The organism is Priestia sp. FSL H7-0729, from assembly GCF_038005685.1.
Lineage (GTDB): Bacteria > Bacillota > Bacilli > Paenibacillales > Paenibacillaceae > Paenibacillus.
In genome coordinates this window covers 92,966-112,706 of sequence record NZ_JBBOTQ010000006.1, presented here as the reverse complement: position 1 = coordinate 112,706, position 19,741 = coordinate 92,966, and the positions used below count along the sequence as shown (strand labels likewise).

At 49.4% G+C, this 19,741-nt stretch carries 11 protein-coding genes; all 11 read right to left on the bottom strand.

Annotated elements, in window-relative coordinates:
* Positions 1 to 24 precede the first annotated feature (24 nt).
* A complete protein-coding gene (locus MHH93_RS15715; RefSeq protein ID WP_500054786.1) occupies positions 25 to 3,144 on the bottom strand; it encodes an alpha-mannosidase in 3,120 nt (1,039 codons plus the stop codon).
* Complete coding sequence (locus MHH93_RS15710) at positions 3,141 to 5,453, bottom strand: glycoside hydrolase family 3 N-terminal domain-containing protein (protein WP_500054785.1); 2,313 nt, start codon at positions 5,451 to 5,453, stop codon at positions 3,141 to 3,143. The genes MHH93_RS15715 and MHH93_RS15710 overlap by 4 nt, the downstream gene beginning before the upstream one ends.
* Positions 5,454 to 5,503: 50 nt before the next feature.
* Positions 5,504 to 7,723: a helix-turn-helix domain-containing protein gene (locus tag MHH93_RS15705; protein ID WP_500054784.1), complete on the bottom strand. Its 2,220-nt coding sequence runs from the start codon at positions 7,721 to 7,723 to the stop codon at positions 5,504 to 5,506.
* A gap of 178 nt (positions 7,724 to 7,901) precedes the next feature.
* The gene (locus MHH93_RS15700) at positions 7,902 to 9,539 is read right to left on the bottom strand and encodes a type 2 periplasmic-binding domain-containing protein (RefSeq protein ID WP_500054783.1); all 1,638 of its coding nucleotides are present in this window, start codon (positions 9,537 to 9,539) and stop codon (positions 7,902 to 7,904) included.
* Positions 9,540 to 9,668: 129 nt separating this feature from the next.
* Positions 9,669 to 10,577 (bottom strand): carbohydrate ABC transporter permease, encoded by a 909-nt coding sequence (locus MHH93_RS15695; protein ID WP_500054782.1) that lies wholly within the window; start codon positions 10,575 to 10,577, stop codon positions 9,669 to 9,671.
* Positions 10,578 to 10,592: 15 nt separating this feature from the next.
* Positions 10,593 to 11,570 (bottom strand): ABC transporter permease, encoded by a 978-nt coding sequence (locus MHH93_RS15690; protein ID WP_074093076.1) that lies wholly within the window; start codon positions 11,568 to 11,570, stop codon positions 10,593 to 10,595.
* A gap of 378 nt (positions 11,571 to 11,948) precedes the next feature.
* Complete coding sequence (locus MHH93_RS15685; RefSeq protein ID WP_500054781.1) at positions 11,949 to 13,361, bottom strand: alpha-L-fucosidase; 1,413 nt, start codon at positions 13,359 to 13,361, stop codon at positions 11,949 to 11,951.
* Positions 13,362 to 14,195: 834 nt separating this feature from the next.
* Positions 14,196 to 15,254 carry a Gfo/Idh/MocA family protein gene (locus MHH93_RS15680; protein WP_500054780.1) on the bottom strand — a complete coding sequence of 353 codons (1,059 nt, stop codon included), beginning with the start codon at positions 15,252 to 15,254 and terminating at the stop codon, positions 14,196 to 14,198.
* Positions 15,255 to 15,506: 252 nt separating this feature from the next.
* On the bottom strand, positions 15,507 to 16,373 hold the full coding sequence (locus tag MHH93_RS15675) for a sugar phosphate isomerase/epimerase family protein (protein WP_500054779.1): 867 nt from the start codon (positions 16,371 to 16,373) through the stop codon (positions 15,507 to 15,509).
* A gap of 105 nt (positions 16,374 to 16,478) precedes the next feature.
* Positions 16,479 to 18,260 carry a glycoside hydrolase family 35 protein gene (locus MHH93_RS15670; protein WP_500054778.1) on the bottom strand — a complete coding sequence of 594 codons (1,782 nt, stop codon included), beginning with the start codon at positions 18,258 to 18,260 and terminating at the stop codon, positions 16,479 to 16,481.
* Between the two features lies 1 nt (position 18,261).
* Entirely contained in the window at positions 18,262 to 19,722 is a 1,461-nt protein-coding gene (locus tag MHH93_RS15665; RefSeq protein WP_500054777.1) for an alpha-L-fucosidase, read from the bottom strand.
* Positions 19,723 to 19,741 lie beyond the last annotated feature (19 nt).

The following is a 19,741-nucleotide window of genomic DNA, read 5'->3' as shown; positions in this document are numbered from 1 at the left end:
TAAATGTACGGTTCAACTCATTATTTATATCTCAACAAGTTTCACCGACTTAATCTCATACGGTTTGAAGGTTAACTCGAATACTCCATTCGCACTGGCCAACGGATGGATCTCATCCTCCAGTAGATTAATGACAGACGCCTTAATTCCCTTTTCAACCCATTCGACCTGTACCGTTTCTCTACCTCCTGATGACTCGTAGAAACGCAGCACCGTTCCCAAGCCATCTTCCGCGGGCTTAATTGCATCCAGAATGACATGCTCACTATGGAACTGCACCCAAGCGTGTTCGGACGGCAAGTGACCCGAAGACGGACTCGCTGTCACAAGCTCTACCGGATGATTAAGCTCCATCGCGCGGCGAACGACAGCAGCTTGTCGCCAATCCCCCTGATGGGGCAGGATTGAATACGTGAACTCATGGTTGCCCTGATCGGCATGTTCATCCGGCCATTTCGGGGCACGAAGCAGGGACAGGCGGATCGTCCGATCCTTGATGTCATACCCATACTTGCAATCATTCAGCAAACTCACACCACTATTGCCTTCTGAGATATCCGCCCAGCGATGCCCGCAGACCTCGAACTGCGCCTGCTCCCAACTGGTGTTGTTATGGGTTGGACGCTCCAATGCTCCGAACGGAATCTCATAGGCTGCTTTGGCTGCCACCAGATCCACCGGAAAGGCCACCTTGAGCAGCTTATGGCTCTCATTCCAGTTCACTTTCGTATGGAAATCAACACGCCGCTGGTGGTGATGCAAAATGATATCCTGGCTGATCTCCGATTGATTCAGCTTCCACACATAACGCAGCACATCTCGCGTAGCTCCGCGCTGTACAACCTCTCTGGAGACTAACCGCACCGCACCTGCCCGCTGGGATTCAAACCGCGGATCAATATCCCAGGCATCCCAGTATGTCGGTTTATCATGGAAAAACTGCCACTCATTCGCCCGATCACCGGGTTTCAGCCACTCGCGTCCTACCGTTTTGTCATACCATCGGGTGATCTCTCCCAAGTCATTGAACTCAAGCGTGTAGAATTCGGTATCCCATGTGGAAGGGAAGGATTCTTCTTCCCTTACTGGAAGGATAACATCCGGTGCCTCGCGCAGCCATATGGTTGTATACCCAAAAGCAGGAATCGATGGAACATGCACAAGCAACGTATACTTGTCTCCCTTTTGTTCGAGATCACAGGCCAGAGGGTTCCCTTGACGATCGAATGCACCCACCGTGGTGAGATTTGCATCCCCTGTAATGGTGATATTTTCTCCGCGTTCCCAACCGAGGCTGTTGAATATAATGTAGGGAAGACCATCAGCTTCATCAGTTGCAATGTTCTCCGCAAGAGTATCCAGCGTTTCCCGCAGTGTGGATGTACCTAATGTAAATACCTTCGTGTACTCCTCGGTGGACGTTACGTATACTTCAGGAATCGATGTTCCCGGAATAATGTCATGGAATTGGTTGAGCATGATCAGCTTCCAGCCTTCACCCAGATCATTCTTCGTGTGTACAGCACAAGCTCCGGCAAATTGCCCCCAGATCTCCGCTTCTCGGTACAATACCTCTGCCTTTCGATTGCTACGTTTGTTCCTCGCATGCGTCGTATAGGTTCCCCGGTGTAACTCCAGGTACAAGTCCCCGTGCCATTTCGGCAACGTTGGATTATTGCACGCTATGTCTTCAAAAAAAGCGCCTGCCGTGCTGAATTTGCTGATCGGTTGCCCCACCATCAAGTGGGATCGCTCTGCAAACTCCACCATTTCATTCGTCACGCCGCCACCACCATCGCCATGTCCGTAAAGCAACATTTGCTCAGGGTGCACATCCTTTTGTTTAAATGATTGCCAATGTTCATCCACATCTTTGGGACGCGTATGCTCATTTACCCCATGATTCAGATAAGCGAGTACGGAAGTACCATCAATGCCTACCCAGTCGAAGAGGTCATACGGAAACGCATTGGTATCATTCCAATTCAGCTTCGTGGTCATAAAATAAGGAATATCCGCAAGCTTCAGCATCTGCGGCAAGGAAGCACAGTAGCCAAAGGTATCGGGCAGCCACTCGATGTTGGAGCGTTTGCCAAACTCCGCCTGGTAGAAGTTCTGTCCATACAGAATCTGCCTGACCAACGACTCGCCGCTCGGAATGTTCAGATCCGGTTCCACCCACATGCCTCCGACCAGCTCCCAGCGCCCTTCAGAAATGCGTGCTTTTACTCGCTCGTACAGCTCCGGGTAATGGTCCTTCACGAAGGCATACAGCTGCGGCTGGCTCTGGGAATACACAAAATCCGGATACGTGTCCATCAAGGTACACATGGTCGAGAACGTACGACTGGACTTGCGAACCGTCTCTCGCACAGGCCACAGCCAGGCAATATCAATGTGGGATTGTCCAACCAGATGCATGAAGCCACTTCGATACTCCTCCGGGTCTTCCTGCTGCACTGACTGTACCAGTCCATGTTCAAAATTCTGTATCCATGCCGCATCCGTCCAGCGGTCCGGATTATTGTACATCTCATCCATCACCTGGTGAATGGCCTGAACAAGCGCCATCCGCTTGGGCTCCTTCTCGTTATATGCCCGGAGCGACTCGGCGAGTACCGTCACGCTGTACATCAGGCTCTGCAATGGCTGATTGATATGAACCAGGGCTGTGCGAATGCCCTGAATAGGCGGTTGAATCACGGCTTGTCGATTAAGTGGATCATGCGGCTCTGGAATGGGATCGTAGAGTTCAATCTCCAACTGCGGTGCACTCCCTACTCGACTTCTCGGAAGAGGTACGAATCCGTGATTCCGATCCAGTCCGTGATAAGGCAAGCCATTTACCTTCAGCAGCCCTTCTCCTCCAGTCTCAAAAATCAACCCAATGGCTTGATCCTGCCAACTGTCCGGAATCTCCACACATTTACTCAGAAAATATGTCGTTCCGTGTACACTGTTCAGCGGATTCAAGCTCTGCATAGCCTTGTCTGGATGCTCATCTTTATGTTCATTTCCCTGCTCATACTCGTATTCCCCTGGCCGAATGTACCGGGCCTTCTGCATATGCCATTCTGGAAATTCAATCGTATCCAGCCATTGCCGTTGTTTCAGATCTTCGATGAATCGCTGAATTCGAATCATACCTCCACCCCCACCTTCTGAATGTGCAGACTGCAGGCGGTCCAATCCATAGAATTGCGGCCAACCATGATTCTGAATTCACCCGGTTCTACGACAGACTGGAGACGAGAGTCGATCAGTGCGAGGTGTTCCTTTTGCACAGGGAATGTAACGGTATGAGTCTGTCCTGGCTCCAGATGGATTTTACGAAAACCTTTCAGTGACATTTCAGCCCGAGTGACCGAAGCCGATATATCGGTGATATAAAATTGTACAACTTCACTTCCCGCAACCGCTCCGGTATTCGTGACTTCAACCATCACCTGCGCTTCATCTTCTGGACCAATCACTTCGGGCAATACCCTAACATTCTCGTATTTGAATTTGGTATAACTCAGTCCATATCCAAACGGATACTGCGGTGCCAGATCCATCTCCAGATACCGCTTGCCACGCGTACGTTTGGCATGGTAATAGATCGGAAGTTGTCCAACATGCTTGGGGATGGAAACGGTCAGACGGCCAGATGGATTCACATCACCAAACAGAATATCTGCGATCGCGTTACCACCTTCCTGTCCTGGGTACCATGCTTCCAGAATGGCGTGAACATGCTCATCAATCCAAGGTTCAGCAATGGGACGGCCGTTGATATAGACCACGATTACGGGTTTACCCAGCTTATGTACCTCCTGCACCAGCTCCAATTGGACACCCATGAGATTCAGGGACGCCCGGTCAATGCCCTCGCCGCACTCCATATCATTCCATGGGTCATCCGATACTACAGACGCTCCTGTCCGCAAGTCGATGGTACCTTCACCAAAATCGCGAGCGCTGGAACCACCCATCACCATCACGATGACATCGGCCTGTTCCGCACAGGCGAGCGCTTGCGCAAAGCCCTCTCTGGAATCGCCTTTAATCCGGCAACCCGGTGCGTACAGCATCTGACCCGAATCCACGCCAAGCTTGCGCGTAATACCATCCAGTACGGTGACGATCTGTTCTCGCGGCTGTGGCGAGGTATAGTCCCCGAGCTGGTTATAGGTATGGTTCGCATTCGGACCAATGACAGCTAACTTCGTACCTGTTTTGGCAAGCGGAAGAGTATTCCCCTCATTTTTCAGTAAAATAATCCCCTCCTGCGCAACTTCTCTCGCCAGCTGCACATGATCCTCACATCCAATGACCTGCTCTGCAAAGTCAGGATCTACAAAAGGCTGTTCGAATAACCCGAGTCTGAATTTCATCTCCAGCACCCGCCACACAGCCAAGTCCAGATCTTTCTCTTCGATCAGTCCCTGCTCCAACGCCTGACCGAGATGTTTGCGATACATGTACCCGGACATCTCCATGTCCACACCTGCCTGAAGGGCCTGCGCTACGGCCTGCTCCCCGTTCTCCGCGGTGTTATGTCCATGGACCAGCATCTGAATGGCGCCAAAATCAGTAATGACGAATCCGTCAAACCCCCACTGCTCGCGCAGAAGGTCATTCAGCAGATACGTACTGGACGTGCAAGGCATGCCATCAATCTCGTTATACGCGGTCATCACGGAACAAGCCCCGGCTTCCACTGCTTTTTTGAACGGCAACAGATCTATTTCATGCAATTCACGTATTCCCATATGCACAGGTGCTGCATTACGCCCGCCCTCCGAGCTGCCATAAGCTGCAAAATGCTTGAGTGTAGCTACAATCGTCTGGTTGGAATCAAGACGGTTACCCTGTAATCCCTTCATGGCTTCTACAGCAAATTCACCGATCAGGTATGGATCTTCGGCAAAACATTCCTCCGTCCGTCCCCATCTCGGGTCACGCACCACATCAAGCACCGGGGAATACGTTGCCGCTCCTCCCTGGCTCCGGGTCTCCACAGCGATGGCTTCACACATCTTGCGGTATAACTCCATATTCCACGTGCTGCCCACCGTTAACGGTACGGGAAACACTGTCGCTCCAATTGCCATATGCCCGTGTGAACACTCTTCCCCGAACAAAATGGGAATGCCCAGCCGGGAATGCTCCATGGCATACTGTTGAATGACATTCGTGGCAACGGCTCCCTGTCGTGGTGTCAGACCTGTCTCCAGCGTCACTTCAGTCCACGGATCGGCCCGAAGCACGCCATACAAGGAACCGACACCGCCTTGTTCCATGTCCACTTCGAACTCTTCCGTGACCTGTACTGTGCCATCTGCTGCCTTCACATACGTCTTCCAGCCCATCGGCTGAATGAGTTGTCCAATCTTCTCTGCCGTTGTCATCCGTCCGATCAGATCCTGAACCCGCTCCTGAATGGGAAGCGAAGCATCTTTATAGTCCATATGCACATTCTCCTTATGCGTTCGGAATTAGTTAGGCGCGTGAACTTGCGTCACATGGCTTTCCGGTAGTCACTTGGTGCCATACCCACCACGTTCTTGAAAGCCCGGTTGAAGGAATTATAGTTGGTATATCCCACTTCCTCACTGATCTCCTGAATGGCCTTATCGGTCTCCTGCATGAGCAGTTTGGCTTTTTCAATGCGATGACTAATGAGCAGATCCACGAACTTCTCCCCAATCTCATCCTTGAAAAGCTTGCTCAGATACTTCGGATTAATATCGAATCGATCACTAAGGTAGTTCAGCGACAGATCGGGATTGTTGTAATGCTCTTCAATATATTTGCGAATCTCCAGAATATGAGATCTGTGTTTACGCGAACATTGCAGCGTCTTCATCTGCAGGGCCAGTTCCCGGAACCCTTCCCAGCACAGCTCACGCAGATCATCTAACGTCTCCCAGCCCTCAAGCCTTGGGAGAAGCGGGGTAAATATAGCGGCCCACGAATCCTGATACTCCCGTGGAAGTTCGGCAAATTCCCGATTGTAATGTTGAAATAACAATTGGATCGTATTCATAATCTCCTGACGGGACAGAACGGACTCACTGATTTGTTCAAACAGTCTTTGAAAATGCTTTTCCCACACATCGTCCGATAAACGCATCGCCTGCACCAGCAGTGAGATGGTCTTCAGGAACTCATACACATCATTGGTCGAATTCGGTACATCGCTACACGGAATGATGCGATTCATTCCCAGTACAGCCTTGTACTCCAGCGCGTGCACAGCTTCTTTCAATGAAGCTCTCAACCCCCGAATATCGACAGCAACCCGACCCACACCAATGGTCACAGTGAAGTTCAGATACTGGTCGATTCTGTCCAGATAACCAGCGAGCAATCGATGCTCAGTCTCCTCCGCCTGTTCCATTTCCGGGATCCAGAGGATAGCGTACAGACGCTGATCGGAGATCCATTCAGCCCATACATCCGTTCCTTCATGACGTGTACTCTCCTGCAGAATACTGGATAACACGAATTTCAGGAGGGATTGGTCCTGATCATGATACTCCGTCACAAATGCATCATACCGATCCATCTCGACTACCATGACAGCCCAACGATGCTCCAACCCAGGCAGTTTGAACTTCTTCATCTCCGCTGTCAGCTCCGTACTCGTAAAGTCTCGTGTGCCCTCCAGCAACTCCTGAAAGAACATCCTTTTCTGCAAAATCAGATTCTCCTCATGCTCCTCCTGATATTGTCTCGTTTGATCAATCATGCGTTCCAGCGTGGTATGGATGAAACGGAATTCGTTCTCTTTGCCATAATTCAGTCCGGATTGCTTCTGCGAAGAGACGGTCTGAATTAACGTGACAATCTGCTGAATCGGCTTGTAGTTTCTGCGGGTCACATAGATCACCCATACCACGCCAATTAACACAACCACTACAGCAAAGGCAAACCAGATATTATAAAATTGCAGAGCCAATTTGACGATTTTGCCGTTATTGAGACCTGTCTGCACCTTCCAACCGCTATAGCTTGACGTAAATTCAGAGAAGACTTCTCCCGAAGTAGTTTTAGTCGAAGCTGTAACCCCTTCTGGTCTGCTGCTATCCCACAGATTGCCGCCTGATCGGTTGAAAATGTTCACGAACGTAAATTCCGGATCATACATCTGCATGATGGACTTCCTCAGGGTACTTAGGTCCACGTTGGTGACTACAAGTCCTTTGCCGTTCCCTACACTTCGCACAATCGTAATCACCTGCTCCGTTGCTTGTGAAGGGAAAGCCCGGAATGCTCGTGCCCCTGCCCACTTTTGTTCATCCCTCGTCCGGCTATCTGCAATAAAGTCTGCATCCGGGAACTCTTCAATCTGAACAGCCTTCCCGTTACTGAAGACCGTACCATCTCCATATCGAACGAGATATATCGAATCGATCAACGGATACTCTATTTTCAATTCATCAACCACCTGGACCGCCTGAATGCCGGCATACACATCATCGCTGCCAGATACCGAGAAATAATTCTTCAAGTTAGGGTTGGTCAGTATCTCACGCAGTACCTTGAAGTCAATGGAACGCAAAGAGTTGTCCAGATATTGCGTGACTTGTGAGGCCAGGAATTCATTGGCCTTAAGCGCTTCTCTACGGTTCTGTTCATTAAAAACTTGGAAGAAAATAAAGAATAGAATGGTCGTCACAATAAAGAAAACAGGCAGATACGATAACAGCAAACGTCTAAACCAATTGTTGTTCATCTCCGAGATCCCCCCACCATTACTGTTCATGCTGAATGACGACAAACATCTGTGCTGATCGTTAATTTTCCATAAATATTCAGTACATTATATCGGATGACGTGGGGTTGTCATAGGAGAAGACTGTCCCGGTCACGGGTGACAGACGGGACAGCCTCTATATGGAATCCTTCAACAATTATTGATTCTTCTCGATGGCGCGCTGGTAGATCTCAAGGTAATTACTCAGCCCAAGACCATCGAAGCCTTTGACATATGCATCCCATTCCTTATCAATGCTCTTGCTACCGATAATGAACTGTGCCATATTCGTCTGCACATAATTCTTGATAGCAGTAGTTAATTGTGCAGCTGATTCCGTATCCTCTGGACGGATAAACACGTTCGCAGGATATACTTCTTTGGGTGCATAGGGTTCATACACATTGGTAGCTTGAGCCAGACGTGTACCATAACCCTCTGCTTCCAAAGGATTCTGCCCTTCGGCAAACAGATTACGGAATGTGTTGGACAAGTCATGCGCTCCGATCTGTGACCAGCTCTCATTCACAACAACGTTTGGATCACGCTCAGGCAGGTTGTAGTAACTGTATTTGGCAGGCTCGCCATTGATGTTTTTCTCATCAGCATCTGCCTTCTTCCAGCCCTTGCCTTCGGTTGGTCCATACTCCGCGTACAGTGCACCTTCTTCACTGAACATGTAGTCCACAATTTTGATGGCGGCAATCTGCTGTGCTTCTGTCGCTTTGTTGGTAATGGCAAACTCAAATTCACCGACGCTCTGCGTGGCGCCTGTTGTCTGCACGCCATCCGGCCCTTTCAATGGAGGGACAATATCCCAGTGCTGGTGACGAGTGATGTCTTTGTCATAGGTATTTACGAGATAGCTGACCAGCGCCGTTGTAATGGAGCCGACCACTTCATCACCTTCTTTGTTCCCCAGCTGTCCAATCGCCTGATCGTTCTGCGTGAAGGAAGCTGGATCAATCAGGCCATCTGCATACAGCTTGTTCATGTACTCCAGCCCTTTCTTCCACCCTTCCTGATTAGCGGCAAAACTCACCTTGCCATCGTTCACGATCAGGTATTTGTCGTTGTCATTGTATATGAAACTATTCATCAGATAGGCATCAATGTTGCCATTCCATACATACTTGTTCGGTGCACCCGTAAGTGGAATCTCGTCCGCTTTCCCGTTACCGTTGGGATCTTGTGTCTTAAACGCCTTCAGAACGGTATACAGTTCATCGGTTGTCGTTGGCATTTTCAGACCCAGATTATCGAGCCACTCTGTGTTGATCCAGTATTTCTGTGCATACGTGCAGTGGTAACATTCATTGAAGATCGGCAGTGCATAGATGTTGCCATCCGGTGCTGTAATGGCTTCTTTGAAATATGGCTTCTCTTCCATAATCTTGGTCAGGTTCGGACCATACTCCTTAATCAGATCTTGTAGCGGAAGGAACACGCCCTGTTTTCCATAGGTTTGAAGGTCTGAAGTGGTGAACTTGCCGTGAAGAAACACTTCCGGATAATCACCACTGGCCAGCAGCAATTGTCTGCGATCCTGCAAGGCGTCCGTTGGGGCCAGATCCCATTTTAGGGTAACGTCGAACTTGTCTTCGATAAATTGGGTAAATTCATTCTCTTCCATGGACGCTTTGCCTTGCGGAGCAAAGAAGGTCATGGTTACAGGGCCGCCGCTCTCCCCGCTACCGTCGCTACTTCCACCCGATTCCTCAGATGAACTACATGCGGACAACAAAGCCATCGAAGCAAAGACCAGAAACAACATCGAAATCCAAGATTTTCTCAATCTGACTCCTCCTTTTTGTTCAAAACGGCAAATTATTGAGTTGTAGTGCACACGTATCCAATCACTCCCGGAAGCCGGCGTGTTCCTTCCACCTCCTTTCAAGAGGCAACCGGGCTTAACTCACAAGGATTAACCTTTGAGGGAACCAACCATGACTCCTTTAACAAAATGCTTCTGTACAAATGGATACATGATCAGAATGGGAATACTTGCGACAACGATCAGTGCATATTTCAACACCTGCTCAAACCCTTGATCCCGCAACTGTTGGCTGGTATTGGCAAGCATCGCCGGATCAGCCGCGTTCAGGATAAGCAGATTGCGCAGCACGTACTGGAGAGGGAACAATTTCTCAGAGCGCAGATAGATCAGTGCATCAAAGTACGCATTCCAGTGACCTACGGCATACATGAGTGTCATAACCGCCAGAATGGGCTTTGATAAAGGAAGAACCACGCTAATCAGATACCGGATATCCCGGCAACCATCCATCTCTGCGGCCTCCCCAAGCTCTTCCGGGATGGAAGATTGGAAGAACGTCCTTGCCACGATGACCTGGAACACCGCGAGCGCCCCGGGCAACCACATCGCCCAACGTGTATCCAGCAGGTGCAAGTCCTTCATCAGGAGGTAGGTGGGAATCAGACCACCATCGAAGAACATTGTGATCATCATGAAAATGATAATGGCTCCTCGTCCGTAGAATGACTTACGGGACAAGGGATACGCCAGCATGACAGTCAGTGTCACGTTAATGAACGTGCCCACCACGGTGTAAATGATCGTGTTATAAAAACCGAGCATAAGCTGTTGGCTTTTGAATATGGAGATGTACGCCTTAATGTTAAAGTCGACCGGGAACAGCCACACCTGACCGGATGTGACGGCCCGTGAAGAGCTGAATGAAGAACTGATGATATACAAGAGTGGATAAAACACCGTTAGCAGTATGGCGAATAGAAAGATGTAGTTGAATGTCATGAAAATGCGGTCACCAAGCGGGTCCTTGATCCGGTTACGATTAATCAGGTTGAACATGGATAAACTCCTCCTTTACCACAAGCTGTTCTGGGATACTTTGCGCGATATGCCGTTGACGATAACCAGCAGGATCAGGTTGATAATGGAGTTAAAGAACCCTACTGCCGAGGAGAAGCTGAAATTGGCTCCGATCAGACCCACCTTGTACACATACGTGGAGATGACCTCCGAAGCGCTTGTGTTGAGCGGATTCTGCATCAGGTATATTTTCTCGAAGCCCACGCCCATAATGCTGCCCAGACTCAGAATCAGCATGATAACGGTGACTGGAACGAGCGATGGGAGGTCGATGTGCCATATTTTCCGAAGCCTTGATGCGCCGTCCATCTTCGCTGCTTCATAGAGAGATGGATCAACACCAGCAAGAGCTGCGATATATATAATGGATGAATATCCCATGCCCTGCCAGACACCTGACCAGACATATATCGATTTGAAGTATTCGGGAATACCCATGAAGTTGGTCATCGGAAAGCCGAGCAGTGTGAACAGCTTGTCTACCACGCCCACATGGGGGGAGAGCATCAGAATGATAATGGATACCATGACAACGGTGGAGATAAAATGCGGAGCGTAAGTGACCATCTGTACGGTCTTCTTGAAGTAACCCGTTCGAATCTCATTCAGCGCCAGCGCCAGCAGGATTGGAATAGGGAAACCCGCAATTAAGGAATAGAAGCTGATGCCTATCGTGTTTTTGATTAACAGCCAGAAGTTTGGAGATTGGAAGAAGGCTTCAAAGTGTTTGAATCCAACCCACGGGCTTCCCCAGATTCCTTTGACCACACTGAAGTCCTTGAAGGCGATCTGAACACCCACCATAGGAATGTACTTGAAGATCAACAGATACAACACCGGGGGCAGCACGAGCAGGTAGAGCTCCCAGTGCTTCTTGAGGCTTTTGATGAATGGATGCTGCCGCTTGGGCTCCACATGTTTCCTCTGCTGGAGTTCCATCTTGGCGGGTATGCTTTCCGTAGCTCGACTCATTTGCGTCACTCCTTCTACACCTCAAGTGTAATAATACATTACATTTACATCTCTTAAACATCCTTTTTCCTGATCTAAATTCCTTGTTAAACACAATTGATGTAAACATTCATATCAGGTAGCGCTTTCTTAATTTGATAGTACATCTCACGGTAAACTTTTATCAATTTGCAATTTTCTCCGACTTCTCTTTATTCCATAAACCCTTGTGTGACAAGCGATTACGAACTGTTTTTGGTGGGAATTACGTTCCTTATGTATAAATAAAAAAATCCCGGAGGTGGTTAGATCTCCCCCGGAATTGACATGGCGTTCTGTGCATGCATGTTCAAAAAGTTACCGATTCAGCACAGATAAGGGGAACTCTTGGAACAATCTCTATGCGCTTGTGATCAATTTGAACGTATGTGTGATGGGTAATGCACTGGTTGTAACTGATTGTGGAAGTTCCACGAGAAGTCCGTCTTCCGTATGCTGATACGTAAGTACGTCATCGCTACCGATGAGTTCGACCCGCTCTACCTTTTCTAAATACGGAATGACTAACTGTGGTTGTGCGGTCTCATGTTCGTTTCGGTATAAACGGAAGGCATATACGGTGTTGATCTCTTCCTTCTGCGTGAAGGCCCAATCTTTCGTAAAATATGGCCCGCAGATCCGGGTTCCATAGACCCCTTCTCCATGAGTACCCAGCCATTCACCGAGGCCCTTGATGCCTCGAATTGCCCCTTTGGGCAAACGCCCATCGGGTTGTGGTCCTACATTCAGCGCCAGGTTACCACCCTTGGACACGACTTCGAGTAGAATATGTGCCAGCTGTCTTCCCGTTTTATACTGATCATCGAATCCGAAGGCAAAGGAGTTGCCGACGGTAATACAGCTCTCCCATGGAATGTTCATCGGATGTTCCGGTATGGTCTGCTCGGGGGTAACGATATTCTCATACGGCCCACCCACGGTGCGATCTGCGGACAGGAGCCACGGCTGTGTGGTCTGACGTGCCCGCTCCACGACTTCTCCGAGCCTGATATCCTGCCCATGGCGACCTTCGCGCACCCAGCCGGCATCCAGCCACAGACACTCAATCCGTCCGTAATTCGTCAGCAGCTCCATGATCTGCTCATGTGTGAACTCTACGAATTGCTCCCACAGCCACGGATACTTATGGGGGTCATACGAGGGCCCGCGCCACATATGGCGTCCACGCTCCATACCGGGTGCCCAGTAATACGGGGTATGCCAGTCCGCTTTGGAGAAATACGCTGAGATGCCGAGTCCTTTAGCCCGAAAAGCGTCAAATAGTGCTCGACAGATGTCCGCATACTTATGGGTATGAAAAGGCGTGTCCTTACCCGTAATCCGGTAATCCGTCGTCTTGGTATCCCACATGCAGAAACCGTCATGGTGCTTGGTGGTAAACAGGAAATATTTGAACCCGTTATCTGCTGCCATCTGTGCCCATTCCTCGGGCTGGAAACGAATCGGATTGAAGGTTTTGTTCAGATCGAAATATTCCCGTTTGAAGTCTTCCATGTCATCCGTCCAGTCGATGTCATCGCGCGACCAATCGCCATCCTCGTCGCTCAGCGCCCAGGACTCCACGAGGCCAAGCTGAGAGTACGGCCCCCAGTGCATCATCAGCCCCAGCTTCTGATCCTTGAACCACTCCAGCCGTTCATTCAGCAGCGGATCCTCCGGTCTGATCCACTCTTCCTCTTTGCTAAAATTGTGCACCCCGGCTTCGACAATCTGCTCTTCCTGCTCCAGTACGGTTTCTTTGGTTTCGCTCATCCTGTTTCATCTCCTCTGGATTTCATGTCAAACGCTGAACACATAGGTTTACACTCGGCCACTACGCGGTCAGAATAATCTTCCGATCGCTGTTACCCCCAGATTTTTTGATTATTTCCCTAGAGGGGAAATCCGGGGATAAAGGCGAGCGCTCCGCTTCTTCAGATTTTTTCTGACCTCTCCGTTATCGTGTAAACGTTTAGTTCAACTAAAAAGGACATATTAAATCCTGTCATTTTTAGTGTGGTAGGATCTTCTGAAGCTTTTAGCTTTGCTTCTTCGGATAGGTTCTGCACTCTCGGTTTTGGCGTAAACGATATGTTTAACTATTATGGGGCGTAGTAACTTTGTTATTTCGATTGTGGTGCCATCTTCAATCACGGACCCGTTATTTCCTCCTCTTTCCTCTGGGGAAATGTAAACTGGATAACCCTGGAGAATGGGTAGGAAGTTTTCTAAGGAACTCAGCGTGTCTTATTTAGCCTTTTGATCCTCTTTTTAAATTGTAAGGAACGTCAGACACGTTATTTCCCGAAATTAGCTGATAAAAACGCCGTCAACTGCTATTTAATCTCATATAGCGTGTCTCAGGTTCTTTAGATTTCTACTGGGGCTTCAGATCCTTCAATAAGACGCCTCAGATTCGTTAGCGCTCGCTCCCATGCTTTATTCCAACCGCAAGCAAAGAGGACGACTCCGAATCTCGCCCGGAGCGGGGCTTTTCATTGAGAAGGTAGCGAAGTGTTCATAACCTTTAATGCCACGGGAGTAGTTAAGTATCAACGTGAAATAGCCACATGGAGGACCCACATCCACGAGATACAATGCCACCATTTACATCGTAATTTCGCGTCCCTCACGAGCTGATTCGTAGATGGCACAGAGCATTTTCATTACTTCGACGCCGTCTTCTACTGGGCTAAGCGTTTCTTTGCGGCCCTGCGTACTATCGATGAAATGGTTGATTTCATTGCGGAACGAGCCCATAAAGTCGAATGATTTGAAATCCACCTGTGGGGTCATGTTCAAAATGGTGTTGAATTTCTCGCCAATAATCGAGATTTCCGGCTCCAGCTCGGCACCGCCTTTGTCACCATATAGCATGACCGAAGTCTCATCTGCTTTGGCATGGAGCGTGAAACTTACATCCACGAGCAGGCTCGCGCCATTTTCGAAACGAATTAGGGCATTCGCCATATCCTCAACAGTGTTCTGTTCCGCATCATAATCTGCTGCTTTGTAGAACGACAGATTGTTAATATTCGAACGGTTCCCCAATCGGTTGGACACGTTAGCGGACACGGATTTCACCTTCGGTCTGCCCATCAGATACCAGCAAATGTCGATCACATGCACCCCGATATCGATCAGCGGGCCACCGCCGGAGCGGTTGATATCGGAGAACCAGCCACCTGGGTTGCCCAAACGACGCAGACTGGAGGCTTTGGCATAATAGATCTCGCCCAGTTCACCCTCGTCAATGAACTTCTTCAGAATCTGTGCATTGTCGCTATAGCGGCGAACAAAACCCACTTGCAGCAGTTTTCCGCTGCGATGAACGGCTTTTTCTACTTCGAGCGCATCCTCCACCGTTTGGCAGAGCGGTTTTTCACATAACACGTTTTTGCCTGCGTCCAGCGCAGCAATGCTAATCTCGGCATGGGAGTCGTTCCATGTACAGATGCTGACGGAATGAATCTCGGGCATTGCGAGCAGTTCCTTGTAGTCGGTAAACACATGAGGTGCATTATATTGCTTCGCCACTTCTGCGGCACGTGCTGCATTCAGGTCGCAGATGGCGTATATTTCAACGTCCGGGTTACTGGCGTAGGCTTGCAAATGGCAATCGGATATGGATCCGGCACCGATGACGGCGACTTTCAATTTGGACATAGTGCTGATTCCTCCATAAATAAAATTAAAGTTCTGCAGAGTAGACGTTCCGGTTACGAATCGTTCTTCCGATCACTCTTATCCCCAGATTTCTTCACTCGCCTTTTTGCAAAGGGGAAATCCGGGGATAAAGGCGCACGCTTCGCTTCTTCAGAATCGATTTCGCCCCTCCACTACCTTTTCTGAATGAATTAACTTTCTTTTTGAGCCCTACATAACAAGTCATATTTCATTTAAAACAAGCACTAAGCCCTATGCCTCTTCCCATAGGCGGCGGACGTTATCCATGGCAATGCGTGAGGCGGTTTTGCAATCCTCCATGCCTTCAAATTCAACCGAGATATATCCGTCATACCCCGATTGTTTTAACACACGCATAACTTCAGGCATGTTAATATCACCATGGCCCACAATGGCACCACGCAGGTAATTACTGTGCGAGGTTTGGAACCAGCCTTCACCGGGATTACGGTAGGAAGGTCTCCAATAGAAGTCTTTGGCGTGCACGATCGACGCGTACGGAATATTATTTTTCACCGCACTCACTGGATCTTCATCCACACAGAGGAAATTACCAACATCCAGGGTGGTTTTGAAGTTCTCCCGCGCCGTTTCGTGGAGCAAACGCTGAATTCGCTCACTCGACTGCACATAGTACCCATGGTTCTCCACGCTTGTTGTAATCCCAAAACCCGCTGCATAATCGGCTATCCGCTGACAAGCCTTCACCAGTACAGGCAGGTCGATCTCGAACTGTGCTACGGTTCCTTCCGGTGAAGGACGGAAAGCGACGTCATGACGCATCAGTTTTACACCCAATGCAGCAGCCACATCCACATGTCGCATCACATTCTGGATCTCTTGCTCCAACGCTTCGGCGTCCTCCTGTACAGCAAAGTTAGCGCCGATGGCATAATTGGAAATATCGATTTCTACCTCTTTTGCGACAGCTTTAATCTCATCAATCAACTCCGGATTTCCAATCAGACTGAATCCCATGGGCACAATCTCCACATGCTCCCCACCCTGATCGGCGATCCAGCGAATGGCATCCGGCACGGTTAATTCTTTGCGATCCAGTGCTTGTTGCAGACTGTAGGTGCTTAGTCCAACTTTCATTTTTCCTCATCCTCTCCTGTAGTTGCTGTCCATACCCAACGTATACCTTTTTCCGGCAGACACGACAATTGCCAATAATCGTATGGCTCACCTATTTTCCTTTTCCTAGCCCAAATCCGGTGTATCCACGAACGTAACGGCCAGATCACCCGTCTCGTGGAGTTCAAATACAGTAATTTCATTCTCACCTTCGCGAAGGAGCGGGGCAGGGACGTATAATGTTTTTTGCGGTCCTTTATTCCAGTAGCGTCCCAGATTGAATCCGTTTACAAATACAACGCCCTTGGTCCAGCTATCCAGACGCAGAAAAGTATCTCTTACACCCGTTAGTTGAAAACTTCCCCGGTAAAAGGCTGGCCCTTTCCCCGCTCTCTCTCCTTCTTCATCGTCTGCCGCAGATCGCTCGTTAAATTGCAAACTCGACAGATCGGTTAATGGCAGACAATGAATCGTCCAGTCATATAGAAATTGAAAACCATGTCGCACACCCTCAGTGATCCCCTTCGGATCTCTCAGATACGGACCATAGTTGATTCGCCCCATATTTTCAACAAGCATCAATAGATCTGCGCCCTCCGGCGGTACTTCAAAGGAAATCGATAATTCCGTATTGCCCCGTTCGAGCACACCTTGAAATTGCCCATTAACAAACACTAGCGCACGATCACGCACCTCCTGAACCACCAGTTCCTGTCGCTCCCTGGGTCCCGATATTCGGGTCTGATAACAAATAAATCCATAATCCTGACCGAGTTTCTCCATCGGTTCCGGATTCGTACGCTGTAACGGGACGGATATCCGGTCCAACTGCGCCAGTAATGACGCCTGCTGGTTCAACTCCACTCGACCATAGGCGAATGCCCCCTTCGATTCAGGCAACAAGAGCTCACCCAGACCGCTGTCGCTATACCGAGCAATAAGAGCACGTACGGCATGAAATTTTGCTGTCGGCTCCCCGGATTCACTGAGGAGTGAATCGTAATCGTAACTCGTAACGGTGGGTTCATATTGATCTTTCTGCTGACAGTTCGCTCCGTTATAAAATCCAAAGTTCGTTCCCCCGTGGAACATGTAAAAGTTAACTGAAGCACCTGCCCGAAGCATCTCTTCAAATACACCAGCAACATCTGCGGCTCCCCGGGTATGATGCGACTCACCCCAGTGGTCGAACCAGCCGTTCCAGTACTCCATGCACATCAAAGGTTCGTCCGCCTGATATTCACGCAGCTTGGCGAACGCTCCTTGCGTCCCTGATCCAAAATTGACCGTTGCCAGATGTCCTGGTACCGATCCCGCCTGTAACATGTGATCTGTCGGTCCATCCGAAGTAAACAGAAGCACATCCATACCCCGCTCTACCATGCCATCCCGTAAATATTGCAGATAACTCGCGTCATTGCCGAAACTGCCGTACTCATTTTCAATTTGCATTGCGATGATCGGACCGCCATGGGTGCTAAGGAGGGGTTTCAATTTGGGCAAAAGCACATCATAATAACGATCCACATTCCCCAGAAATTTCGCATTATTACACCGAAGACGGATATCATCATCAGCAAGCAGCCAGGCAGGTAATCCACCAAAATCCCACTCCGCACATATATAAGGACTTGGACGAACAATCACATACAGACCCACATCTCCCGCAATGCGAATAAATCGTTCCAGATCAGCCATGCCTTCAAAACAATACTGCCCCGGCTGTGGCTCATGGACATTCCACGGCACATACGTTTCCACTGTATTGAAACCGCAGGCTTTCAGCTTGAGTAGCCGATCCTCCCAATATTCGGGGACCACTCTGAAATAATGGATGGCACCCGACAGAATCCGAATGGGCTCGCCACCATACATGAATTGTGAACCTTTATACGTTAGCAGCGCCATGTTACACCCCTCCCCGCTCGCTCAGATATATGCCTAACCCGGACAACGTAGGATACCATCTGGATTCATGAATGGTTAATCGCATCCTTCTCAATGTGACCTGGGGGAAACAGCAAATTCGTTTATACCCCACCACAGTCCCCGTGTAGAACGCCTCCCAACCCCCATCTGCCCTCTGTGACTCCAGTGTAAAACGCTCAATCCGTTGGCCTGTCTCGATATGTTCCATCAGCACCACCCGGTCAAACGTTGTTTCCTCCTGCAAATCCAGCTCGATCCAAGCCTGCTCCGTTCCTTCATGAGGACACCAATACGTATCCCGTCGTTCCGTCAGCACCTCCGATACAGCATGTTGTTCATCCATCGTCTCCGATGCTTTTACCAGCGCCTGCAAGGCCAAATTTTCCTGAAAAATGGTACGTAGCGCATCACCCAGTTCCTGTAGTCGCTCCACATCACGTTCGTGAATGAGACCACGCGTATCCGGTGGCAAATTGAGCAAAAAGGTGGCGTTGCCCCCCACTGCGCCATAATAGACGGCGAGCAGTTCTTCCAATGTTTTGACCTGATCATCTTCACTGGCATGATAGAACCAGCCCGGGCGAATGGAGGTATTCACCTCGGCAGGGTACCAGATCAATTGCTTGCCTTGGGAACGAATGACCTCTCGGCTTCCCAAATCACTGTCCTGCGTATTGATCCTTGTGGCAAACTCACCATCATCCACCTGCTGCGATTGCTCCTGAATCTTCTCATTATCCTGCATATGCGCAGGCACAACGCTCCATTCCGATTCCCGCGTATGCCCCGCCTCATTGCCGCACCAACGAACATCCGGTCCACATACCGAGATGACAGCATCGGGCTGGAGTTCACGAATAAGCGCATAATACGCATCCCAGTCGTAGATCTGCCTTTTGCCATTCGGACCCTCACCACACGCGCCATCGAACCATACACAGAAGATATCGCCATAATTCGTAAGCAGCTCACGTAACTGATGGAGGAAAAACTCGTTATATCTCTCGGAATCTCCATACGTGGCTTCATGCCGATCCCAAGGAGACAGGTACACGCCGAACTTCAATCCGCCCTCACGGCAGGCATCGGCGACTTCCTGAACCAAATCCCCAGCACCGTTCCTCCATGGACTGGCCGCGACCGTATGCGCTGTATACAGGCTTGGCCACAAACAAAATCCATCATGATGCTTACACGTCAAAATCAGCCCCTTCATCCCGGCAGCCTTGCATGCCTGCACCCATTGCGCTGCGCTTAGTTCAGAAGGATTGAAGATCAACGGTTCTTCCTCCCCAGTGCCCCATTCCCGATCCGTGAATGTATTTACCGTAAAATGAATAAACGCGTAAAACTCCATCTCCTGCCATCTCAACTGGCGTTCGGTTGGGCCGATCTGCGCTGCGGTTTTAATCCATTCAGCTGATTGCAGTTCATGATTCATGATGTTATCCCTCCTTTTA

What these genes read in the sequence shown, in the direction of transcription:
- MHH93_RS15695 (WP_500054782.1), bottom strand. Translation starts at nt 10,577, where the DNA reads ATGTTCAACCTGATTAATCGTAACCGGATCAAGGACCCGCTTGGTGAC.
- MHH93_RS15715 (WP_500054786.1), bottom strand. Translation starts at nt 3,144, where the DNA reads ATGATTCGAATTCAGCGATTCATCGAAGATCTGAAACAACGGCAATGG.
- MHH93_RS15665 (WP_500054777.1), bottom strand. Translation starts at nt 19,722, where the DNA reads ATGAATCATGAACTGCAATCAGCTGAATGGATTAAAACCGCAGCGCAG.
- MHH93_RS15710 (WP_500054785.1), bottom strand. Translation starts at nt 5,453, where the DNA reads ATGGACTATAAAGATGCTTCGCTTCCCATTCAGGAGCGGGTTCAGGAT.
- MHH93_RS15685 (WP_500054781.1), bottom strand. Translation starts at nt 13,361, where the DNA reads ATGAGCGAAACCAAAGAAACCGTACTGGAGCAGGAAGAGCAGATTGTC.
- MHH93_RS15705 (WP_500054784.1), bottom strand. Translation starts at nt 7,723, where the DNA reads ATGAACAACAATTGGTTTAGACGTTTGCTGTTATCGTATCTGCCTGTT.
- MHH93_RS15675 (WP_500054779.1), bottom strand. Translation starts at nt 16,373, where the DNA reads ATGAAAGTTGGACTAAGCACCTACAGTCTGCAACAAGCACTGGATCGC.
- MHH93_RS15690 (WP_074093076.1), bottom strand. Translation starts at nt 11,570, where the DNA reads ATGAGTCGAGCTACGGAAAGCATACCCGCCAAGATGGAACTCCAGCAG.
- MHH93_RS15680 (WP_500054780.1), bottom strand. Translation starts at nt 15,254, where the DNA reads ATGTCCAAATTGAAAGTCGCCGTCATCGGTGCCGGATCCATATCCGAT.
- MHH93_RS15670 (WP_500054778.1), bottom strand. Translation starts at nt 18,260, where the DNA reads ATGGCGCTGCTAACGTATAAAGGTTCACAATTCATGTATGGTGGCGAG.